Origin of the sequence: Pseudomonas brassicae, from assembly GCF_010671725.1 — a bacterium.
Classification (GTDB): Bacteria; Pseudomonadota; Gammaproteobacteria; order Pseudomonadales; family Pseudomonadaceae; genus Aquipseudomonas; species Aquipseudomonas brassicae.
Map to the genome: position 1 here is coordinate 1 of NZ_JAAHBU010000187.1, position 22,249 is coordinate 22,249.

Genomic DNA, 22,249 nt, shown 5'->3' on the forward strand with positions numbered 1-22,249 from the left:
CACCCACCCCCTGCCCCACGCTCAAGCGCTCGCGAAACAGCAGCACCCCCCCAGCCCAAGGTGAAAAACGCGCTGAACTGGATCAACAGCGCCGCCGTGCCCGGCGGTACGCCCATCTCGATCCCCACATTGATCAGCGCCCACATCGCCACGCCGAAAATCAGCCCATACGCCGCCAACCAGCCGATGGCGATCGCCGGGCGCCTGATGAAGAACACCCAGGGCAACGCCGCCAGGGTAAAGCGCAGCGCTGTCAGCAACAGCGGATCCACCGCCGCCAGGCCCAGCTTGGTAATGGGAAAATTCAGCCCCCACACAGCCGTCACCAACACGGCCAGGGCCAGGTGTTTCTTTTGCATAGCGAGCACATCCCGACATTCAGGGCATCACTATGCGCAATCAAGTGCATGGCTCGCTTGCACTATCAGGTCAGAGACCATTAAATTCGGGCCATGCGCGAATCCCCTGTCGATCCCTACGCAAACACCACCCGCGATGCAGTGGTCACCGCCAATGACTATGCCGACGGCCAGCACTTTGCGGAGCACACCCACCCGCGCGGGCAGTTTGCCTATGCCGCCTGTGGGGTTATCACGGTGTACACCGACCAGGGCAACTGGGTGGTGCCGCCGCAACGCGCCATCTGGGTACCCGCCGGCGTGCCGCACGCAATGAGCATGAACGGGCCGGTGACGATGCTCAACACCTACATCGATAGCGCCGCTGCCACGCGCCTCGGGCTACCCGCGCAGTGCCAGGTGTCTGGTGTGTCGGCACTGCTGCGCCAGCTGCTGGGCGAGGCGATGGACGTGCCGACGCTGTACGCCGAGCAGAGCCGGGATGGCCATCTGATGCACCTGCTGCTGCACGAAATAGCCGGCATGCAGCCCTTGTCGCTGAACGCACCACTGCCTCGCGAGCCAAGGCTGGCAGAAGCCTGCCGCCACCTGCTCGCGCAGCCCTCGCTGGAGGTGGGGATAGAGGCGATGAGCCGCCAGGTCGGCATGAGCCGCCGAACGTTCACCCGGCTGTTTCGCCAGCAAACCGGTATCAGTTTTGTCGAATGGCGCCAGCAGGCGTGCCTGCTGAGCGCGGTGGTGCGGCTGGGGAACGGGGAAGCGATCACGCGCGTGGCCACGGACCTGGGCTACAGCAGCCCAAGCGCGTTCACCAGTGTGTTTCGGCGAGCACTGGGGCAGGCGCCAAGTCGGTATTTTGCAAAGGCTGGAAGCTGACGATTTGGGCGCTGAGGCCGCCGCAGGCGCCCGCATCAGCCTTGCGCGCTCAAGGGTAAAACAACGGATACAACACCAACGCCAACGTCGAGGCACACGCATGCATGGCCATCGGCACCAACAGGCCGCCGGTCTTGAGGCGAGCGTACGCCAGCATCAGCGCAAGGACGAACAGCAGCACCACGGTCGACTTGAAGGTGTATTGCAGGTGAATCGAGGCAAACGCCAGCGCCGTGACCACAATCGCCAGCAGCGCCCACAACGGCTGCTTGAACGGGAACAGGTTGAACAGGAAATGCCGGAACGCCAACTCCTCGCCCACCGGCGCAAGGATGATCACCATGCCCACCAGCAACAGGCGGTCAACCAGCGACCCGCTGTCGAGCATGCTCATGAACTGCAGCATGAAAGGCTCGGGCGGCTGCGCGACCAGTGCCGCGTAGTTGTACGCCAGCAGGTACACCACCACCACGCTCGACAGCCCGAGCCACAGCGCCTTGCCACTGAAATTGGCGCCTTTGAAGGCATGCCCGGCCGGGCCATTGCGGCGCAGCCACAGGTACAGCCCGCCAATCACCGCACACGCCACCAGATGGGCGCCGAACAGCGCCAGGATGAAGTCCATGTCCTTGCCGAACACAAACGCGCCGACGATCTGTGCCACGCCATACAGCAGCACCGCCAGCAGTGCGAGGGCAATTCGCCTGGCGGTGGTGGTGGCGATGTAAGGGCTTGTTGCGGGACTTCCATGTACTGAACGGTTCACAGCTGGCTCCGGGGCATCACATCAAAACGGTAGGGCCCGCATTATGGGAGACACACGTGTGCAGCGGCGAGCCTTGATTCACATCTGGAAACATCCTCCGTTTGCTTACGTCCCGCACCTCTGTTTGCATCCCTGCTCCCTGCGCACACAGATAAGGACATCGATCGATGAAAACCATGGTGGTAGGCGCCAGCAAAGGCCTCGGCAAAGCCCTGATCGAGGGCCTTGGCGAGCGGCGACAGGCTGATCGGCGTCTCGCGCACACGCCCCGCGCACATCCAGCCCAAGCCCGGCGTGCAGTTGGGCTGGTCGAAGCCAACCTGAGCGAGCCGGCAACAGCCGCCGCCGCGCTCGCCCAGGCGGTCGCCGAAAACGGCCTGGACACCCTCATCTACAACCTCGGCATCTGGGAAGAGCTGGCGTTCGATCGCGCCTACAGCTTCCTCACCGACACCGACGAGCAGGTCGAGACCATCGTCGGCTGCAACATCACCGCCACCTTGCTGGTGCTCAAGCGCCTGCTGCCTATCCTGCTGCAGAGCCCGCGCCCGCGCATCATCCTCACCGGCTCCACCTCGGGCCTGCCCCAGAGCGGTCGCCCCGAGGTCACCTTCGGCGCCTCCAAGTTTGCCCTGCGCGGCATCGCCGACGCCCTGCGCGAAGGCTATCGCGCGCAGCGCCTGGGCGTGACCTGCCTGAACCTGGGTTACCTCAACACCGACGACCCGCTGAGCACCCCGCGCAGCGTCGCCGAGCAACACGGCGCAGGCCACTTGATCCCGGTGCACGATGTGGTGCAGGTGGTGCACATGGCCCTGAGCCTGTCGTCGGCCAGCTACGTCAAGGAGCTGACTTTGCCAGCCATCCTCGACGAGCGCTTCTGAGCCACCTGCCTCTGCCAAGCTCGCCGCTCTTTAATCCAGGAGGTCGCGTGATGGACCGTGCAAGGGTGCTGCAACAGTGGCTCGACATGGCCAGGGACGACGAGACGCTCATCGACCTCGACGACATCAACCATGAGGCCAACAGCAACCTGTGGCGGTTCTCGCCCACTGCGGCCGAGCAGGCCGATATCACCGCCGCCGGCCTGCGCGAGCTGATCCTTGGCTTGCTCGACGCCCGGCGTGAACAGCTCGCCGGCAAGGCGATGCGGTTCTACTGCTGGCACGACTCGCAGGCACGGCAACTGCGCTTGAGCCTGGTGTCGCAGGCCCATGGACGCTTGCCGTTCGGTCGCGAGATTCGAGAAACAGACGACCCCGCAGAAGTTGCAACACGGGTGCACGCCGACTGGTTCGACCTGCTCGATCACCAGGCGCTGCCCGCCTCGGGCTACTACATCCCCATGGTGTTCAGCGCGACCATCGCCTAATCCCTCAAATGAGCAGGCCAACCCGTCACGGTTGGCCTAAGGGCATCAAAGCACAAAGTCAGCCGCAGTCATGCTGTTGACGCCCGAGACCTGGATCTGGAACTCCGGCGCCACGTCGCCATCAGTGCTGCCATACACCACGCCGTTGGAAAACCACAACGCGCCCTTGGCATTGGCAGCGTTCACCGCGCTTGCATCACCCACGAACTTGAACGCCTCGTTGGCGCGGCCACCGGCAATTGCATCGATGCCCGACAGGTTGATCTTGTCGCCCTTGGCAAAGTCGGTGATCACGTCCCGCGTCTTGCTGCTGGTGCCAGCTTCTTGCACCGAGGCGAACTTGAACACGTCCTTGCCGGCACCGCCGCTCAGCACGTCACGCCCCAGCCCGCCGTGCAGCAGGTCATTGCCCGCACCGCCACTCAACTGATTGTTCTGTGCGTTGCCGATCAGCCGGTCATGGAAGTCGCCACCGGTGACATTCTCGATGCCAGTCAGTGTGTCCCGCCCGATCCCCGCCGCATCGCCGCGGGTAAGCGTGGCACCGGCCACCCCCTTGTTCAGGTCAACGGTAATGCCTGCACGGGCACTGGAATAGATAACGGTGTCGACGCCCGCGCCGCCCTTGTAGGTATCATTGCCGGCACCGCCCACGATCTGGTCCTTGCCAGCCCCGGCGTCGATCACATCATTGCCCGCATCACCGCGCAGGTAGTCATTGCCGGCGCCACCCCAGAGCTGGTCGTTGCCACTTTTGCCGAACAGCCGGTCGTTGGTGCTGTCGCCGCTGATACGGTCGCTTCGCGCGCTGCCAACGTGGGTCTCGGACACTTTGAAATAGATGCCGTCACCATTGACGTCGGCATACTCCTCGGTCTCGGTAACGCCCTTGTCCCGCTCGGTCATGCGTACGTTGTTGCCCTGCACGCTCCAGGTTTCATCACGCTCCATTGTCTCGCGCTCGAAGCGGCCATCGTCGTACTCGTACACGGCCTTGACCTTGCCGCCCACGATGGAGAACTTGTAGGCATCGTCCAGCCGCCCCTGTTTGGTAGTGCTCATGGAAATATCCTTTTCGGTTGCTGTGCCCAGGTTACGGTACGCATTGATGCTTAAACCAAGCTGAATCCGTCACGCCTCCACCAACCAGGCGCTGGCCATGCGCACATCGCTGTCGAGCAGGCTGCCGCTCCAGCGCCGCAGCGCCAGCACACTCATGACGAAGTCATAGCGCGACTTGAGCAGGTCGCGATGCGCGCGATACTCCGCCTCCACCGTGTCGAGCACCTGTACCGCATCGATCACGCCGTAGCCCAGTGCGCGTTCCGCCGCCTGGCGGGCCTTCTGCGCCGAGACCAGTGCCGGGCGCGCCGCCACCATTCGCGCCTGGCTGGTGTGCACGGCGTAAAACGCCTCGCGGGTCTCGCGCAGCAGTTGCCGGCGTGCCGCTTCGTAGTCGTACTCGGCGGCGCGCAGTTGCTCGCGCATTGCCTCAGCCCGCGCACGGGTGGAGCCGCCGCTGTACAACGGCAGTTGCACGTTGATGCTCGCCACATAGGTATCGGTACGTGGGGTCAGGCTGTTTTCATAGCCAATGTCGCTGCGCTGCCCCGTCAGGTTCAGGCTCACCTTGGGCAGGTGCCCGGCACGCGCCTCGCGCTCGCCGGCCTGTGCCGCCAGCACCGCACGCTGGTGTGCCTGCAACGCCGGGTTGTCCGCCAGCGCCCGCTGCACCCAGTACTCACGTGCTTCGGGCGGTAGGTTGAACGGCACCTGCTCGCCGAGACGCCGCAGGTGCTCGGTCACCGGCCGGCCGATCAGCTGCGAAAGGCCCTCGCGGCTGACCTGCACCTGATTGGCCGCAGCGATCTCGGCCGAAGCCAGTGCATCGGTCCGCGCACGGGCCTCAAGCACATCGGTCACCTTGACCATCTGCTTGTCGAACAAGGCTTGCACACGCTCCAGATTGAGCCGGGTCGCACGCCGCTCGGCTTGCGCCAGCGCCAGCGCGTCCTCGGCTGCCAGTACCGCAAAATAACGCTCCACCAACTCCAGGCCGGCCGCTTCACGGGTATCGCGGCTTTGTGCATCCTGCACCGCACTGAGCGCTGCAAAGCGCTTGTAGCTGTGCCACAGCTCAGGGTTGTAGAGCACTTGGCTAAGGCCGATGGCGTAGCGCTCGCCGTTGTAGTTGGCCTGTTGCAGTGCGGTTTCACTGGTGGTGCGATTGAACGCACTGCTGACCCCGATCTGCGGCAGCATCTGGCCCAAGGCTTCGCGCTCGCTCCAGCTACTGCTGCGGCTGCGCGCCTGTGCCGCGAGCAGGCGTGGGTCGCTCTCGCGGCTTTCCTGATACAGCTGCCACAGGTCCGCCGCCGGGGGTTGCGCAGCGGCCTGCAAAGGCACACACAGCCACAGCAGGCAGCCGACGACCAGGTTAGGGGTACGCATGCGCTCAGTCCTCGATCAATGCACGGGCAAACAGGTTGCCGGCCGGTTGTGTCAGGTAGCTGAGCAAGCTGCGCTCGCCCACCTTGAGCAGCACCTCCGCTGGCATGCCCGCCACCAGTTGCAAGCGTTGGGTGGCCAGGCTGTGCAGCGCGGCATCGGTCAGCTCGACCTGGCCCAGATAGTACGCCGCCCCGGTTTTTTCGTTGACCAGCCGGTCTGCCGAAACCCGGCGCAGGCGTCCCGCCATGACTGGCGTGCTGGCACTGCTGAATGCGCTGAACCGGATGTCGACCGGGTTGCCAGGCACCACACGGTCGATATCGGTGGTCGAGATCTGCACCTCGACCACCAGCGCCTCACGCTCGGGCACGATCTCCATCAACGCCATGCCCGGGCTAATCACCCCGCCGACCGTATGTACACGCAGGCCCAGCACGGTGCCCGCGTCGGGCGCGCGCACCTGCCTGCGTTGGGCCCGCTCGTCCAGTGCAGCCAGGCGCTCGCGCAGGTCGAAAGCGCGCGGGGCCAGCTCAGCGAGTTGATCCGCCACCTGCCGGGCGAACTGCGTGTCCAGTTGCAACACCCGCAGCTCGGTTTCGCGGCCTCCAGCCGGCTCTGTGCACTCGAGGCCTGCAACTGCGCGATCTCGCCGCGCAGCCGCGCCAGGCTGCGCTCCTGCTCGCGCAGGCGCTGACGGTCGACGAACCCCTCGCGCAGCAACTCGCGCAAGTCGGTGATTTCTTCGGTATAGGACGCCGCCAGCGCACGCTTGCCGGCAATCAGCGTAGCGAAACCGCTGATCTGTGCCTGCAGTTGCAGCACGCGCTTGTGCAGTACGCCGGCCTCGCCCTCTCGCGCCGCCCGGCGTGCCTGAAACACCCGCGTTTCCATGGCGTGAGCTTCACGCGCCAGTTCATCGGCGCCATCGACCCCCGGCAGCGCCGGCAAGCCATCACGCTCGGCCGCCAGGCGCACCTGCATGGCCTGCAGCGCCGCCAACTGGCTGCGTAGCATCTCGCGCTCGGCTGCGGTGCGCGAGTCACTCAGGGTAATCAGCACATCACCGGCCTTGACCCGGTCGCCATCACGCACGTGCAGCGCGCTGACAATGCCACCTTCGAGGTGCTGCACGGTCTTGCGCGCATGCTCGACGGTGATCACGCCGGGCGCCAGCGAGGCGCTGTCCAGCGGCGCAAAAGCGGCCCAGCCGCCGAACACGCCGAAGGTCAGCAACAGGATCGCGCAGCCGATCCAGCGTTCACGGCCGTCGGCTACCTGCAAGGTGGCGGCATGCAATGCGGTCATTGCGCCACCTCCACTGGGCGCTGGCCCTGCAGGGCCTGCAGTACTGCATCACGTGCGCCGTACAGGGCCAGGGTGCCGTCGCGCAGCAGCAACAGGCTGTCCACATGTGCCAGCACGCCACTGCGGTGGGTGATGACAAACACGCTGCTGCCACTGGCCTTGAGCGCACGCAGCGCCTGCAACAAAGCCTGTTCGCCTTCGTCGTCGAGGTTGGAGTTGGGTTCGTCGAGCACCACCAGCCGCGGCCGTCCATATACCGCCCGGGCCAGGCCGATGCGCTGGCGCTGGCCGCCCGACAACACACCGTCAGTGGCCCCCAGCTGGGTGTCGTAGCCGTCTGGCAAACGCAGGATCAACTCATGCACACCCGCCATGCGCGCCGCTGCGATCACGGCCTGCGGGTCGACCTCGGCAAAGCGTGCAATGTTCTCGCTGACGCTGCCGTCGAACAGCTCGATATCCTGCGGCAGGTAACCCACGTGCGGGCCAAGCGCGGCGCGCCCCCAACTGCCAATGTCGGCACCGTCCAGGCGCACGCTGCCGCAGCTCGCCGGCCAGATGCCCAGCAACGCACGGGCCAGGCTCGATTTGCCGGCGCCACTGGGGCCGATCACCCCCACCACTTGCCCGGCCGGCAGTTGCACGCTCAGGTCATGCAGCACCGCCTGGGTCGCACCCGGCGGGACCAACGTCAGGCCTTCCAGGCTGACCTGGCCACTGGGTGGCGGCAACGTCATGCGCAAAGGTTGCGGCGGATTGTGCTCAAGTACCTCACCCAACCGCGCGTATTGAAGGCGTGCGCCGGCAAAGCCGCGCCACGCCCCGATCATCAGGTCGATGGGCGCCAGCGCACGGCCGAGCAGGATGGAACCTGCAATCATCAGCCCCGGGCTGATCTCCTGACGCAGCACCAGCCACGCCCCGAGCGCGAGAATCAGCGACTGCACCAGCAAGCGCACGGTTTTCGCCACGCCGGCGACGGCTCCCGCGCGATCGCTGGCCACCTGCTGGGCCAGCAGCACGGCATGATTGCGTACCTGCCAGCGCTGGCGCAGGCGTTCCAGCATGCCCATGGCGCACACCACCTCGGCATTGCGCAGGCTCTTGCCGACAAAGGTGCTGGCGTGCAGGTTGTCCTGGCTGGCGCGCTTGAGCGGCTCTCGGGTCAGGTGCTCGTTGAGCCACGCCAGGATCACCAGCAGCACCGCGCACGCGACGCCGAACCAGCCGAACCAGGGGTGGAACAGGAACATCACGCCAATGTAGAGGGGTATCCACGGCGCATCGAAAAAAGCGAACAGGCCTGTGCCGGTCAGAAACTGGCGCAACCCCGCCAGGTCCTGCAGCGGCTGCCCGCCGGCGTGCTGGCCGGCGCTGCCGAGCGCCTGATGAAAGCCGGCATCGAACAGTTGCGGCCCCAGCAGCAGGTCCAGCCGCGTGCTGACCCGTACCAGAATGCGCGCCCGTACCCACTCCAGTGCCCCCATCGTCGCCAGCAGCACTACCAGTATCAGGGTCAACATCAACAACGTGGCGTAGTTGCCCGAGGCCAGCACCCGGTCGTAGACCTGCAGCATGTAGAACGAAGGGGCCAGCATCAGGAAATTCACGAACAGGCTGAAGCCTGCTACCGACAGAAAGCTGCGCTTGCACGCAATGAGGGCCTGTTCAAGGGCGGGGCTAGGAGCTGAGGTCATGGGTACGGGCCGGCGCAGTTAAGGTAAGTACAGCCGCACGCACCAGTTGACGCAGCAGGTGCCACGCGACAGGGCAATCAGCCATCACGCACGCACGGTACGCGAGCAATCTGAATCCAAACTTAATCCGCCAGGCGTCGCCCGCGAGGCTGGCTAAATCGTTGCGCACAGGCCATGCTGCGTGCCTTTGAGGTGCACCCTTGGCGGTGCGCCATCCGCTCTGTGAAGGACCTTTGCATGCACACGCTCAGCGCTACCGAAGTCGAGTTCATCGACGATATCCTGCTCCAGTATGGCGATGACCATTCGGTGCTCAACACCTCCGAGCTCGACGGCTACCTCACCGCGCTGGTGTCCGGCCCGCGACCGGTGGATATCGCCGAGTGGTTCCCGGGGATCTTCGGCGGGCAGCAGCCAGCGTGGCAGAGCCCGGCGCAGTGCAAGCAGTTCATCGAGCTGAGCACACGCCACCTGAACGGGCTGGCGGAGCAGTTCTGCCCGCGTTTCGAGCAGACCGAGCACAACGGCCAGCCGCTGACGCTGGCCGAGGAATGGTGCTTTGGCTACCTGCGCGGTGTGGGCCTGGCCAACTGGCCGGCGCTGCCAGCGGCGCAGCAGGCGGCGCTGGACGTGATTGCAAGCTGTGCCGAGCAGGACAACTTCGACCTGCCGGCCGACCTGGATGTGGTATTGCACCGTCAGCGTGTAGCGGCGATCGAGCCGGCGGCGCAGGCACTGCGCAGTTACTGGGTAGCGCAGCGCTAACACCGGGCCTGCTGCGCAGCCCATCGCCGGCAAGGCCGCTTGCTACAGGAGATTGCCGGCGATGGGGTCGCCACGCTCACCGAACAACAGGCCACTGCCATGCTCAACCACCCCACCTCGATCACCTGCGCGTTCCCCCGCCCCCTGGCGGCCGAGGTCGAGTCCCTGGCGCGCACCCTGAACCTGCCCAATGCCGAGCAGGGCATCGCCGTCACCCTGGGCAGCGAACCGCTGGTCATCCCTTATCGCCTGTACCTGCCTGCCAGCTGCGACGCGCCACTGACCCCGACCCAGCGCCTGCTGCATGCCTGCCTGCTCACGCGTCATCCCGACGGCCATGTGCGCCAGCAGTACCTGCAGCGGATCATCACGGTCCAACAACCCTGGGTGGTGCCCTTCGTGCTGCAGCTTTGCGGCGAATACGTGATGGAGCTGCTTGAGGTGTGCGAAGCCCACTTGCCCGCCCTCGCCCCTCACCTCTACGGCGACTTCATCCGCGACAATCCCGCCTACTTCGATACCCTGCGCGCGCGCATGATCAGCTACTGGGACTGCTACCACCGCGCCCGGCATCCACAGTTGCGCGAGTATGTGGGCTATCGGCTGTGGCGTGCCTTCGCCGGCATTACCGCCCGCTACTGCCTGCAACTGGGCGAGCCCCCCCCAACGCATGTTGCGGATGCAGAAATAGCGGTCCTTTTTCAGGGCCACCGGGGCGATGGCGCAGGGCAGTATGGCCGGGTTGATTTCGATCGACAGCTCGCTGCCCGACGGGCGTGTGTCGTCGAAGGCCATGATGCAGCGCCCGCCCTGCTGGGCGGCCTTCATCAGCCCAAGGGTCGGAACAGGTTTACCGTCCAGCCTCACCACCAGCGGGTTCTGCGCAGGCGAGGTGCAGGCCTTGAGGTCCGGGTGGCTGAGGGTGATGACCACCGGGTAGTCACCGCCACTCCAGTGATAGAACAACGGCACGAAAAACACCGACTGGTAGGTGGACTCTGCGACGGTCTCCACTTTCAGCGACAGCGGGCTCGCGTTGCAGGTGGCGCCCAGCAGGGCGCCGAAACGCAGGCTTGGGTCGCTGTGGTCCTGCCAGCCACCCGGACGGTCGACCGTCCAGTCATGGCCCCACTTGTATTCGGTGCAACCACTGAGGCACAGCAGTACAGACAAGACGGCAACAATTCGGGGCACGTTGAGACCTTCCTTGGGGGTAGTCGGGTTGCGGGTGAGTGGGATGGCCTCTGCGCCAGCAACGCTGGCGCCTACCGTAGCGCACGCTAGCCGTTGCGAAAACTCCCCGGCGTCACGCCCACCACTTTCTTGAACGCCCGCGTCATGTGGCTCTGGTCAAAAAAGCCGCAGCGCAACGAGGCCTCGGCAATGCTCACCCCGCTGCGCAACAACTGCTGCACATGCGCCACACGCCGCTGGATCTGGTAGCTGTGCGGCGAAACCCCGACGCTCTTCTTGAACACCCGGATCAGGTACAACGGGTCCAGCGCCACCCACTGCGCCAGTTCGTGCAAGGCGATGCTCTGGTCGAACCCATCGTCCAGCACCTGCCGAATGCGCCGCACCACCTCACGCTCACTCGCCAGCGCCACTGGCTGCGGCCCACCGCAGCGCGCGAACAGCTGGCTTGCCAGCTGCAGCAGGATGCTCTCGCGCTCAAGGCCCGAACACGACTGCTCGATGGCCTGGTGCTGCTGCACAAACATCCGCGCAAACGCCGGGTCATGGGTCAACGCCTGCCTGAACAAGTGGATGTGTTCGCTGCCAGGTCGCCCGCCAAACACCGCGCCGTTGAGCCATTGCGGGTCGAGGTAGAGCATGCGGTATTGCCAGCCCCCGGCACTGCCCGGCAGGCCGTCGTGCATCTCGCCCGGCGTAAGCGTGACGATGCTGCCCGCGTGCCCAGGTGCTGGGCACCGCGGTAGAACAGCTTTTCCACACCGGCACTGATGACCCCGACCGCATAGCGCTCATGGGCGTGACGGCCGAAGGCGCGGGCGCTGTAGCGCGCCGCCAGCAGCTCGCAATCCCCTTCGGGTATGCGCCAGAAGCGTGAAAAATCCTGTTCCATGGCCTGTCCAGTTTTGTGCAATACGGGCGCGACGCGCGTGGCTAACTTAGCCCTCTTTTCGCCACTGGAACAGAGGATGTCATGCAGCAATTGAAAGGGGTCACCCTGTCGCGCAACAGGGCCGTGCTGGAACTGACCATCGGCGGGCTGATGCTGAGCCTGTCGGCGCTGGCCGTGGCATTCGCCAACATCGGCGCGGGCGGCGCAGGCTTCTACCGGATGCTGATCGCCTCGGTACTGTTCTACCTGCTGCTCAAGGTGCGCAAGGTGCCCGCCGCCCTGCCCCACCCCAGGGCCCGGCGCTACACCGCGCTGGCCGGCGTGTTCCTGGCCATCGACCTGATCCTGTGGCACCACAGTATCTACATCGTGGGGCCCGGCATCGGCTCGATCCTGACCAATTGCCAGGTGTTTTTCATGACGTTGCTCGGGTTTTGCCTGCTCAAGGAAAAACCCTCGGTGTACTTCGTGGTGTCGATCTGCATGGCCTTTTTCGGCCTGTACCTGTTGCTGCTGCCAGAAATGCGCAGCACCCTGGGCATCCAGGGCGTGCTCTACGGCGTGCTGTCGGGGCTGGCCTACGCCATCTGCGTGTACTACCTCAAAGTCACCACGCAACTGCCCCAGGCCGGGGGCGACAAGATTGCACAGATGCTGCACCTGAGCCTGTGGGCCGCCGGGGTGATGCTCGGGTATGCACTGCTGCGCGGCGAAAGCCTGGCCATCAACGATCAGCAGACCCTGTACATGCTGGTGATCTACGGCGTGCTGGTGCAGTTCGTCGGCTGGCTGATGGTCAACCGCTCGATCGGCGCCATCAGCCTGGGCCTGGCCGGCCTGATCCTGCTGCTGGAACCGGTGATCACCTACTTCATCGACGTGGCGTTCCTGGGCAAGGCCAGTTCTGCGCTGCAGATCACCGGTGCGATGGTGACGGTGGTGGCGGTGTACGTAGGTTCGATGAAGCCGGCGCGCAAGGCTGCGGCGCAGGCCGAAGCGGCCTGACCCGGCGCTCGCGCAGTTGCTGCTTCAGGGTACGCAGGGGCGGCGCATACAGAAAGCCGAACGACACGCTGTGCTGGCGCCCCTTGACCGCGTGGTGCATCAGGTGCGCCTGGTACAGCCGACGCAGGTAGGGGTGGCGCGGCCTGGGGCGTAGCGGCCAGTGACGGTGCACGATACCGTCGTGCACCACCACGTAGATCACGCCAAACGCCGCCACGCCGGCGCCCACCCATTGCAACGGATCGTGGCCGGCATTGCCGAACACGATCAGGGTGATCGCAGCCAGGGCCAGGATCACCAGGTACACATCGTTGGTTTCCACCGGGCCCAGGTGGGCTTGGTGGTGCGAGCGGTGCAGGAACCAGCCCCAGCCGTGCATCACGTACTTGTGCGCCAGGTAGCCGACACCTTCCATGGCGACCAGGGTGCAGAGGAATATCGCGAGGTGGGCAATCATCGGCGGTACGGGGCTGGGGAATGATGCGCTCAGGGTATTTGATCGGCGCCCGCGGGTCCATGCCTGGCGCCGCCGGGCCCGTCACGGCAACTGCAAGGCCTCCAGTTCATCGGCCCGCTGCGAGGTCATGCGCAAGCGGCAGCCCGCGCCATTGAGCATGTCCATGGTGCCGCCGGTCAGCGTGAAGTACAGGTCGCAGTTGCTGTCGATGTACTTGATCCACAGCCGCTGGGCGTCGCGCAGCTTGACCTTCTGCACCGGGCCCAGCGCGGCCATGGCCTGCTTGTAGACCTGATTGAGGCGCTTGTCCTCGCGCTCGATCTCGGCGTTGTTGCACGCGTTCATGCTCACGGTGGTGTTCGCGGCTTGCAGACAGGCCGCATACGCTGCCGACTCCTGGGCCTGCACCTGCGCCGCAACGGCGCCCAGTGCCAGCAGCGCCACGCCCATCATTCGCTTGATCATCACTGCATTCCTTGTGTAGTTGCCGGTTGAGGTGGCGCAGCCCACCCTGCTCACCAGGGGTGCGTGCGCTCGATCACGTAGCCGTGCTCGGGGAACGCGGTGAGCAGAATCACCGCCAGCACCACCAGCAACAGCAACCAGTCGATGATACGCAGGCGTGGCACCTGGCGCACCTCACGCCGATCGCGGCAGTGCAGCGCCTGCCCCAGGGTCATCAGCACGAATGCGCCGATCCACAGGTAGTAGCCCACGCCCAGCGAGGTCAGTTGCACGAACTCATAGGACTGGGGCGTATTGTCGGGCACCTTGCTCACCACCAGGAACGACAGGCCCAGCAACAGCGCCAGCACCGACACGCCCAATGCCACCCGCGGGAACCGGCGATGGGTCAGCAGCGCCAGGCCGAACAGCGGGTTGGCGAACCAGCCATAGATCTGGAACGGGATGCCCCACAGGCCGAACACCAGCAGCCATACCGCGCTCATGCGGCCGCCGTTGTCGGTGAAATAGGCACTGAAATACAGGCACGACACGAACAGCAGCAGGCTGAACGTCAGGTAATTACGTTTCACTGAACAACATCCATGGGGTCAGATTGCATTGGCGGGAATCGAGGGTGGCCGGTGCGGACGGTCGCTCCACGCCGTGAATGACAGCGCAGCAGTGACGTAGATCGCGGCGACCAGCACCCACGCCAACCAGCCCTGGCGAGCGCCGCCGGGGACCTGCTGGCGATTGAGAAACTGCCCCGCCACGTACACGGCGAGCGCCACCACCCACAGGTAGTAACCGGCCAGCAACCGTGGCAGGCCGTCAGCCTGTACCGGCAGCATGCGCGACTCGCCCCAGCCGATCACCGGCAACCATTGCGCCGCCAGCAGCAGCGCCATGCCCGCCAGCAGCAGGGACAGCTGCGGCCGGTTGCGGCGCATCATCAGCGCCAGGCAGATCAGCGGGTTGGCCCACCAGGCGCTGCCGCCCAACCAGCCCAGGGTCAAGGCGTGCATGCCGCGCACCATGGTCAGGTCACCCACCGGCAGCACGTCCAGGTACAGGCTGCCAAGAAACAGCGCCAGGCTCAGCACCACGTAATGACGCTTGAACATCAGCCGCATCTAGTTGACCTCGAATTCACAGTCATCGCATGCCGGCGCAGGCTCGCCCAGCTCCATGTAGAGCGGCCGCGGCGGCGGGACCGTGGCCTTGACGAACGACAATGGAACGGTCAGCACGATGCCTGCCAGCAGTACCCAGTGCAGCCAGCCCGCCGGCGGCACACTGTTTTTGGGCTGGTGCCGGTAGCGGTACTGGCCGATGACGAACACCAGCATCGAGGCCAGCCACAGGAAATACCCGGTGCGCACCTCGGGCCCCTGCGGGCCACGCGGAAGAAGTGCCCAATCGGTCCAGCCCAGCACCAGCGCCATGCTGGTCAGCAGCACCGCCGCCCAGCCCAGGCGGTAAGCGACCAAGGGATCGCTGCGATGGGTCACGAAAGCGCCCAGCAGCAGCGGGTTGGCGAACCACAGCCCACCCGCCAGCCAGCCCATCGACAGCGCGTGCATGCCACGCAGTACCGAGTCGGCACCCCAGCCACAGGCTTCCGGGTACAGGCACACTAGAAACAGCAACAAGCTCAGCGAGCGATAATCCAGGCGCACCAGTCAGTCCATTTGGCCGGGTAGAAAGCGGGGCGCGACGATAGCCCATCGCCTCCCCCGCTGTCCAAGTGATTCAGCTCGATTCGAGCAGCAGCCCATACAACGCCGAATCCGACACCTCGCCCGCGATGCACCAGCGCGCACGCAGCAGGCCTTCGCGCTCGAACCCCATGCGTTCAAGGGTACGCGCCGAGGCGTGGTTGCGCGGATCGATCTCGGCTTCGAGGCGACGCATGCCCAGGCCGACAGTCAGGTACTCGACAAACAACTCCAGTGCCTCGCGCATGTAGCCCTGGCCCTGGGCACTGCTGGCCAGGCAGTAGCCGATCTCACCGCGACGCGACTCGGCATCGATGCTGAAGAACTGACACATGCCCAGCAACCGCTCACTGCCGTGCGGGTAGATACCCAGCTTGAGGCTGCGCCCTGCCAGGTACGCGGCGCGGTCGGCCAGCAACGCCACTTCGGCCTCGGCCAGCGCCTGCCAGGGGCCGTGGTGCCAGTAGCGCATGACCTCGGGGTCGGCCATGATGCCCAGCCATTGCTCGGCATCGCTGGCGCACATCGGGCGCAGTTGCACGCGCGCGCCGTTCAGGCACAGCGCGGTGTCGAAACCTTCTGTCCAGCTCATGACATAAACTCCGGTAGTTGAACTTGCCACCAGACCACCACGACCACCGTCGCCACCAGCAACGCCACCTGGGCCCAGTTGAACTCATAGAGTTCATGCAGTACCCGCCAGGCCTTGTGCAGTGGGCCGTCGCCTTCGCCCGAAGGTGGGGTGTAGGGCAGCAGGCCGAGCAGGCCCACGCCAAAATAGCCCGCCAGCCCCACGCCGGCGATGAGCGGGTGCGTGCCCGCCAGCATCGGATAGATCGGCAGCGCCAGCATCACGCGGGGCACCCCATGGCGCAGCAACAGGCGTTCGCCGTCAGGGTTGGCCCAGGCAGGAATCAGCCAGTCGCTCAGGCGCAGGTCCAGCGCCAGCAAGCTGGAGGACAGCCACTGCCATACACGCATGAACACCGACGACAACTGCACCGTCAGCAGCCCGCCGACCACGGCAATCCCCAGCGGCTGGCGCAGCTCGGCACCGGCGCGCGCCGAGCATCAGCGGCACGGCGCCCAGCAGGGCGGCCAGGGTGGTCATGATGATCGGCCGAAACCGCGTCAGGCAGGCCTCGTGGATCGCCGCCTCTGGCGACAGGCCGCGGCTACGCTGGGCGTCGAGGGCAAAGTCGATGAGCAGGATGCCGTTCTTCTTGACGATGCCGATCAGCAGCACCACGCCGATCAGGCCCATGATGGTGAAGTCCTGGCCCATCAGCCACAGCAGCGCCAGCGCGCCGAGGCCGGCCGAGGGCAGGGTGGAGATGATGGTCAGCGGGTGCACGAAGCTCTCGTACAGCACGCCCAGAATGATGTACACCGCCACCAGTGCGGCGAGGATCAGCCACGGCTGGCTCGACAGCGAACGCTGGAACGCCTGCGCTGCGCCCTGGAAGGTGCCGATGATCGACGCCGGCATGCCCAGCTCGCGCTGGGTGCGCTCCAGGATGCTCACCGCATCGCCCAGCGCCACCCCTGGCGCGAGGTTGAACGACAGGTTGGCCGCCGGGAACAGCCCGTCATGGCTGATCGACAACGGCCCGGTGCTCGGTGCAGCCACCTTCGCCAGCGCCGCCAGCGGTACCATCTCGCCACTGAGCGGGGAGCGCAGGTAGAAGTAGTTGAGGCTTTCGGCCTTGCCGCGCTGACGGGCGTCGAGTTCGAGGATCACCTTGTACTGGTTGGTCTCGGTCTGGAATTCGCTGATCTGGCGCTGGCCGAAGGCGTCGTACAGCGCCTGGTCGACGTCGGTGGTGGTCAGCCCGAAGCGCGCTGCGGCCTGGCGGTCGATGTCGATGCGGGTGACGCTGGCGCCCAGTTGCAGGTCGTTGGACAGGTCGCGAAACGCCGGGTTGGCGCGCAGGCGTTCGGTCAGGCGTTCGGTCCACAGGTTCAGCGCCGGCCGTCGTTGCTCTTGAGCACGTACTGGTACTGGCTGCGGCTGGGGCCGGAGCTCAGGTTGATGTCCTGCCCGGCCCGCAGGTACAGCACCATGCCGGGCACCTGGGCGACCTTGGGGCGCAGCCGGTCGATGAATTCGCTGGCCGACACATCACGCTGGCCACGCTCCTTGAGGGCGATCCAGAAGCGCCCGTTGGCAATGGTCTGGTTGCTGCCGGTGACGCCCACCGAGTGCGAGAACGCACGCACTGCAGGGTCGGCCTCGATGATTTTGGCCAGGGCCTGGTGCTTGCGGATCATGTCCGGGTAGGACACATCGGCTGCCGCCTCGGTGGTGCCGAGGATGAAGCCGGTGTCCTGCACCGGGAAGAAGCCCTTGGGGATGGCCACGTAGCCGCCGATGGCCAGCGCCAGGGTCAGGCCGAACAGCCCGAGCATCAGCGCTGGTGTGCCAGGGCCTTGACCAGCAGGCGCGCGTAGCCGGCCAGCAGGCGTTCGCCAAAGGTCGGTGCCGCGTGCGCGGGGTGCTGCGGGCGGCGCATGAACAGCGCGCACAGGGTGGGCGCCAGGGTCAGTGAGACCACCACCGAGATCAGGATGGTGGAGGTCGCGGTCAGTGCGAACTCCTTGAACAGGCGCCCGACCACGCCGCCCATGAACAGCAGCGGAATGAACGCAGCCACCAGCGAGAAGCTGATCGAGATGACGGTGAAGCCGATCTCGCCCGCGCCCTTGATCGCGGCCTCGCGGCTGCTGTCGCCGGCCTCCAGGTGACGGTGGATGTTCTCCACCACCACGATCGCATCATCACCACGAAGCCGACGGCGATGACGATGGCCACCAGGGTGAGGTTGTTCAGGCTGAAGCCGAACAGGTACATCAGCGCAAAGGTCGCCACCAGCGACACCGCCAGCACGCTGGAGACGATCAGGGTGGCCGACCACTGGCGCAGGAACAGCGCCATCACCGCGATCACCAGCAGCACGGCGATCAGCAGGGTCAGCTCCACCTCGTGCAGCGAGGCCCGGATGGTCTGGGTGCGGTCGTTTAACACCGATACCTGTACTGCTGCCGGGAGCATCTCTTCCAGGTGCGGCAGCGCCTCCATCACGCGGTCGACCGTGTCGACGATATTGGCTCCGGGCTGGCGGAACACCACCAGGTTCAGGCCCGGCTGGTGACCCGACCAGGCCTGCACATAGGCGTTTTCGGCGCCATTGATGACCGTGGCCACGTCCTTGAGGTGCACCGGTGCGCCATCGCGGTAGGCGACGATCAGTTGTGCGTAGTCTTCGGGGTGGAACAGCTGGTCGTTGGTGGCCAGGGTGGACACGCTGTTCTGACCATACAGCGCGCCCTTGGCCAGGTTCAGGCTGGTCTGCTGGATCGACTGGCGCAGGTCGGCCAGGGTCAGGCCGATGGCCGCGAGTTTCTCCGGCTGGGCCTGCACGCGAATCGCCGGGCGCTGCTGGCCGGTGATATTGACCAGGCCCACCCCGTCGATCTGGCTGAGCTGGCGCGCCAACAGTGTTTCGGCATAGTCGCTGAGTTCGTTGGCCGGCATCTGCGCGGAACTGACCGTCATGATCAGCACCGGGCTGTCGGCCGGGTTGACCTTGCGCCAGGTCGGCAGGCTGGGCATATCCTGCGGCAGGCGCGAAGACGCGGTGTTGATCGCGGCCTGGACTTCCTGGGCCGCCGTGTCGATGTTCTTGTCCAGGGTGAACTGCAGGATCAGGCTGGTGGAGCCCAGTGCGCTGCTGGAGGTCATCTGGGTCATGCCGGGGATGGCGCTGAACTGCACCTCCAGCGGTGTGGCCACCGACGAGGCCATGGTCTCGGGGCTGGCGCCGGGCAACTGTGCACTGACCTGGAGGGTCGGGAAGTCTGCTTCGGGCAACGGCGCCACCGGCAACTGCGGGAATGCCACCACGCCCAGCAGTACCAGGGCAAAGGTCAGCAGCAGGGTGGCGACCGGGCGGTCGATGCACCAGGCGCTGATCGAGCTGCGCCCGTTCATGGCTGCGCTCCGGTGCGGGCGACCTCGTCGGCCACTGGCGGGGCAGGCAGCACCTCGACCCGTGCGCCGGGCTTGAGACGCGATTGCCCGTCGGCCACCAGCGTGTCGTCCACCGCCACGCCGCTGATCACGTTGAGGGTACTGTCCTGGTACAGCACCTTGACCGGCACCGAGGCGACCTTGTCGCCCTCGACCCGGTACACGAAAGGCTGCTCGATGCCACGCTGCACCACGCCCGGCGGCACTACCAGCGCATTGCGTTCGATACGGGTCTGGATCTTCAGGCTGACCAACTGCCCCGGCCACAGGCGTGCCTGCTCATTGGCGAACATCGCCTTGGCGCGCAGGGTGCCGGTATTGGCGGCGATCTGGTTGTCGATCAGGCTCAGGTGGCCTTCACCCAGCAGCCCACCGCTGTCGCCATCGCCGTCCAGGTAGGCCTTGACCGGTGCCGGCTGCGCATCGGCCACCAGCGCCTGCAAGGTCGGCAACCATTGCTGGGGCAACGCGAACTCCACCGCAATCGGATTGATCTGGGTGACGCTGAACAGGCCGAGGGTGTCGCTGGTACGCACCAGGTTGCCTTCGTCGACGTTGCGTATACCGACGCGGCCGGTAACCGGCGAACGGATCTGGGTATAGGACAGTTGCACCTGGGCGGCGGCAATCGCGGCCTGATTGCCGAGAATGGCGGCTTTGAGCTGGTTGACCAACGCCTGCTGCTGGTCGAGGGTCTGGCGCGAGATGCCGTTGTCCTGGCTCAGCAGGCGGTAGCGCTTGAGGTCGACGTCGGCCACCTGCAACTGTGCCTGGCTCTGGCCCAGTTGAGCGCGGGCCTGGTCGAGGCTGGCGCGGATGCTGCGATCATCCAGAGTGGCCAGCAGGTCGCCCTGGTTCACCCATTGGCCTTCCTTGACCCGCACACGGGTCAGCACACCTTCGAGTTGCGGGCGAATCACCACGCTGTGCAGTGATTGCACCGCGCCGATCGCACTCAGGTAATGCGCCACGTCCTGCTGAACCACCTGGATCACGCTGACCGGCACTGCCCGTGGTGTTGCCGGCGGGCTGATGCTCGGGCGCCCCACCGTGAGGTACAGCGCCAGGCCCACGGCAACCGCGACCAGGCCGAACAAAACCACTCGTGAGCTAGAAATTCGCATGCGTGCAGGGCGCCAGAACAGAAAATGGAAAGCTGTCAGCAGTTTATAGCCGTTGCCGGCGGTCAGCAGCGTGACCGCTACCTGTCCGCGCTGTCAGCAACAGATGGCCAAGTGCCAATAGTCTGCGCTGGATCAAGGTTTTACTGAATGTTGCGCCGTAGAGTCTGCCCCCTGCCGACCTTCCACCTATAAAAACGCGAGCGCTTCGATGAAGAGCAATCTGCCTGTGACCGGCCGCAATGTAGATTATCCCGCTGACGCGAATATCCTTTCGACCACCGATCTGACCAGCCTGCTCACCTACGCCAACGATGACTTTCTCACGGTCAGCGGCTTTGCCCGTGAAGAACTGATCGGCAGCCTGCACCATATCGTGCGTCACCCCGACATGCCCGCCCAGGCGTTCGCGCAGATGTGGCAGACGCTCAAGGCCGGTCGCTCGTGGATGGGCCTGGTCAAGAACCGCTGCAAGAATGGCGATCATTACTGGGTCAGTGCCTTTGTCTCGCCGGTCACCAGTGGCGGGCAGACGGTGGAGTACCAGTCGGTGCGTACCAAGCCCGGCGCCGCTCAGGTCGAGGCGGCAGAGCGCTGCTACGCGCGGCTGCGCGAAGGCCGTGTGGCGTGGTGGCAGCGTCTGCCGGTGCCGGGGCTTGCCGTGCAACTGGGGCTTGGCGTCGCGCTGGTGCTGGCCGCAGTGCTGGGCACCAGTCGCCTGCTGTTGCCGCCGCTGCCACTGCAGGGCCTGCTGGAACTGGGGGTGGCCGGCGGCCTCAGCGGGTTGCTGATCGCGCTGTTGCTGCGCCCCTTCGAGCAACTGCGCCTGCGTGCTCAGGCCATTGCCGACAATCCCCTGAGCCAGCAGTTGTACACCGGCAAGCGCGGCGCTGTGGGCCAGGTGGAATTTGCCCTGCTGATGCTCGAAGCCCAGTTGGGCGCCGTGGTGGGGCGCATCGGCGACACCTCGCAACGCCTGGCCGGGCATACGGCAGAACTGGCCAGCCACCTGCAGACCAGCCATACCACCACGCTGGGCCAGCAGGGTGAGGCCGACCAGGTGGCCGCGGCGATCAACCAGATGACGGCCAGTGTCGCCGAGGTGGCCAGCAGTGCGCAGCAGGCGTCCGAGGCCGCCGAACATGCTGAAGGCGCGACGCAGACTGGCCATCAACTGGTGGACCAGAGCCGTAGCAGTATCCTGGAGCTGGCCGGTGCGCTGGCCTCGGCCACCGAGGTTATCCACACCCTGGAAGGGCACAGTACGGAAATTTCCGGCGTGCTGTCGGTTATCCACAGCATCGCCGAACAGACCAACCTGCTGGCGCTGAATGCGGCCATCGAGGCGGCGCGAGCCGGGGACCAGGGGCGTGGCTTTGCGGTGGTCGCCGATGAGGTGCGGGGCCTGGCGCAGCGTACGGCGCAATCCACCGGCGAGATCCAGCGCATGATCAGTGCCCTGCAACGCGGTGCACGCGATGCGGTACAGGCCATGCAGCAAAGTCGCGAGCATGCCGGGCACAGCGTGGACCAGGCGCAGTTGGCCTCCAGCGCGCTGGACGGCATCAGCCAGCGGGTCAACCAGATCAGCGAGATGAGCCTGCAGATCGCCGCGGCGGTGGAGCAGCAGAGCCTGGTCAGCGAAGACATCAACCGCAACATCATCAGTATCCGCCAGGCCAGCGAACACAGTGTGGTGGCCGGCCAGCGGGGCCACGCCAATGCCAGTGACGTGGCGGGGCTGGCCGAAGACCTGCGCCGCCTGGCCGAGGAGTTCTGGCAGCGCCGCTAGCC

The 22,249-nt window shown here is 65.7% G+C and carries 20 protein-coding genes and 5 pseudogenes; 7 read left to right on the forward strand and 18 right to left on the reverse strand.

The features are described from left to right. Positions 1-359, reverse strand: a pseudogene (locus tag G3436_RS14425) (EamA family transporter); the annotation flags it as partial. A gap of 93 nt (positions 360-452) precedes the next feature. Between G3436_RS14425 and G3436_RS14430 the strand changes: the two are divergent. After that, positions 453-1,235: an AraC family transcriptional regulator gene (locus tag G3436_RS14430; protein WP_163946082.1), complete on the forward strand. Its 783-nt coding sequence runs from the start codon at positions 453-455 to the stop codon at positions 1,233-1,235. A gap of 49 nt (positions 1,236-1,284) precedes the next feature. Here the strand turns inward: G3436_RS14430 and G3436_RS28550 are convergent, their stop codons facing one another. Beyond that, positions 1,285-2,001, reverse strand: coding sequence for a CPBP family glutamic-type intramembrane protease (locus G3436_RS28550; protein ID WP_163946086.1), 717 nt, complete (start codon positions 1,999-2,001; stop codon positions 1,285-1,287). A gap of 167 nt (positions 2,002-2,168) precedes the next feature. On the opposite strand from G3436_RS28550, the gene G3436_RS14440 reads away from it, so the two are divergent. Both G3436_RS14440 and G3436_RS14445 read left to right on the forward strand, forming a co-directional pair. Beyond that, positions 2,169-2,885, forward strand: coding sequence for an SDR family NAD(P)-dependent oxidoreductase (locus G3436_RS14440; RefSeq protein WP_243667146.1), 717 nt, complete (start codon positions 2,169-2,171; stop codon positions 2,883-2,885). A gap of 50 nt (positions 2,886-2,935) precedes the next feature. After that, complete coding sequence (locus G3436_RS14445) at positions 2,936-3,373, forward strand: hypothetical protein (RefSeq protein WP_163946089.1); 438 nt, start codon at positions 2,936-2,938, stop codon at positions 3,371-3,373. 45 nt (positions 3,374-3,418) lie between these two features. On the opposite strand, the gene G3436_RS14450 is transcribed toward G3436_RS14445, so the two are convergent. From G3436_RS14450 to G3436_RS14465, 5 genes are all read right to left on the reverse strand, one after another. After that, complete coding sequence (locus G3436_RS14450) at positions 3,419-4,435, reverse strand: calcium-binding protein (protein ID WP_163946091.1); 1,017 nt, start codon at positions 4,433-4,435, stop codon at positions 3,419-3,421. 69 nt (positions 4,436-4,504) lie between these two features. Beyond that, positions 4,505-5,824 (reverse strand): TolC family protein, encoded by a 1,320-nt coding sequence (locus tag G3436_RS14455; RefSeq protein WP_163946094.1) that lies wholly within the window; start codon positions 5,822-5,824, stop codon positions 4,505-4,507. Between the two features lie 4 nt (positions 5,825-5,828). Beyond that, entirely contained in the window at positions 5,829-6,260 is a 432-nt protein-coding gene (locus G3436_RS28555; protein WP_338001259.1) for a beta-barrel domain-containing protein, read from the reverse strand. Then, the gene (locus G3436_RS14460) at positions 6,224-7,129 is read right to left on the reverse strand and encodes a biotin/lipoyl-binding protein (RefSeq protein WP_338001260.1); all 906 of its coding nucleotides are present in this window, start codon (positions 7,127-7,129) and stop codon (positions 6,224-6,226) included. Before G3436_RS14460 ends, G3436_RS28555 begins: the two co-directional genes overlap by 37 nt. Continuing rightward, entirely contained in the window at positions 7,126-8,826 is a 1,701-nt protein-coding gene (locus G3436_RS14465) for a type I secretion system permease/ATPase (protein ID WP_163946097.1), read from the reverse strand. The genes G3436_RS14460 and G3436_RS14465 overlap by 4 nt, the downstream gene beginning before the upstream one ends. A gap of 237 nt (positions 8,827-9,063) precedes the next feature. Here G3436_RS14465 and G3436_RS14470 point away from each other — a divergent pair, with 237 nt between their 5' ends. Continuing rightward, entirely contained in the window at positions 9,064-9,591 is a 528-nt protein-coding gene (locus tag G3436_RS14470) for a UPF0149 family protein (RefSeq protein WP_163946100.1), read from the forward strand. 42 nt (positions 9,592-9,633) lie between these two features. On the opposite strand, the gene G3436_RS14475 is transcribed toward G3436_RS14470, so the two are convergent. Beyond that, complete coding sequence (locus G3436_RS14475) at positions 9,634-10,785, reverse strand: hypothetical protein (protein WP_163946103.1); 1,152 nt, start codon at positions 10,783-10,785, stop codon at positions 9,634-9,636. 86 nt (positions 10,786-10,871) lie between these two features. Further along, positions 10,872-11,677: pseudogene (locus G3436_RS27625) on the reverse strand (AraC family transcriptional regulator). A gap of 81 nt (positions 11,678-11,758) precedes the next feature. Here G3436_RS27625 and G3436_RS14485 point away from each other — a divergent pair. After that, the gene (locus tag G3436_RS14485) at positions 11,759-12,682 is read left to right on the forward strand and encodes a DMT family transporter (protein WP_163946106.1); all 924 of its coding nucleotides are present in this window, start codon (positions 11,759-11,761) and stop codon (positions 12,680-12,682) included. Here the strand turns inward: G3436_RS14485 and G3436_RS14490 are convergent. From G3436_RS14490 to G3436_RS14530, 9 genes and pseudogenes are all read right to left on the reverse strand, one after another. Then, positions 12,594-13,139 (reverse strand): sterol desaturase family protein, encoded by a 546-nt coding sequence (locus G3436_RS14490; RefSeq protein WP_163946107.1) that lies wholly within the window; start codon positions 13,137-13,139, stop codon positions 12,594-12,596. The two genes, G3436_RS14485 and G3436_RS14490, sit on opposite strands and share 89 nt — an antisense overlap. Before the next feature lie 81 nt (positions 13,140-13,220). Then, positions 13,221-13,604 (reverse strand): lysozyme inhibitor LprI family protein, encoded by a 384-nt coding sequence (locus G3436_RS14495; protein WP_243667147.1) that lies wholly within the window; start codon positions 13,602-13,604, stop codon positions 13,221-13,223. A gap of 50 nt (positions 13,605-13,654) precedes the next feature. Then, on the reverse strand, positions 13,655-14,176 hold the full coding sequence (locus G3436_RS14500) for a hypothetical protein (RefSeq protein WP_163946110.1): 522 nt from the start codon (positions 14,174-14,176) through the stop codon (positions 13,655-13,657). Between the two features lie 18 nt (positions 14,177-14,194). Continuing rightward, positions 14,195-14,710 (reverse strand): hypothetical protein, encoded by a 516-nt coding sequence (locus tag G3436_RS14505; protein ID WP_163946112.1) that lies wholly within the window; start codon positions 14,708-14,710, stop codon positions 14,195-14,197. A gap of 9 nt (positions 14,711-14,719) precedes the next feature. Beyond that, positions 14,720-15,265 (reverse strand): hypothetical protein, encoded by a 546-nt coding sequence (locus G3436_RS14510; protein ID WP_163946115.1) that lies wholly within the window; start codon positions 15,263-15,265, stop codon positions 14,720-14,722. 73 nt (positions 15,266-15,338) lie between these two features. Then, positions 15,339-15,896, reverse strand: coding sequence for a GNAT family N-acetyltransferase (locus G3436_RS14515; protein ID WP_163946117.1), 558 nt, complete (start codon positions 15,894-15,896; stop codon positions 15,339-15,341). Then, positions 15,893-16,255, reverse strand: coding sequence for a hypothetical protein (locus G3436_RS14520; RefSeq protein WP_163946080.1), 363 nt, complete (start codon positions 16,253-16,255; stop codon positions 15,893-15,895). The genes G3436_RS14515 and G3436_RS14520 overlap by 4 nt, the downstream gene beginning before the upstream one ends. Before the next feature lie 30 nt (positions 16,256-16,285). Then, positions 16,286-19,295: pseudogene (locus G3436_RS14525) on the reverse strand (multidrug efflux RND transporter permease subunit); the annotation flags it as partial. Beyond that, a complete protein-coding gene (locus tag G3436_RS14530) occupies positions 19,292-20,458 on the reverse strand; it encodes an efflux RND transporter periplasmic adaptor subunit (protein WP_163946120.1) in 1,167 nt (388 codons plus the stop codon). The pseudogene G3436_RS14525 and the gene G3436_RS14530, both read right to left, overlap by 4 nt. Positions 20,459-20,666: 208 nt before the next feature. Between G3436_RS14530 and G3436_RS28945 the strand changes: the two are divergent. Further along, positions 20,667-20,948: pseudogene (locus G3436_RS28945) on the forward strand (PAS domain-containing protein); the annotation flags it as partial. A 306-nt stretch (positions 20,949-21,254) separates the two neighbouring features. Beyond that, a pseudogene (locus G3436_RS28950) lies at positions 21,255-22,247 on the forward strand (methyl-accepting chemotaxis protein); the annotation flags it as partial. Positions 22,248-22,249 lie beyond the last annotated feature (2 nt).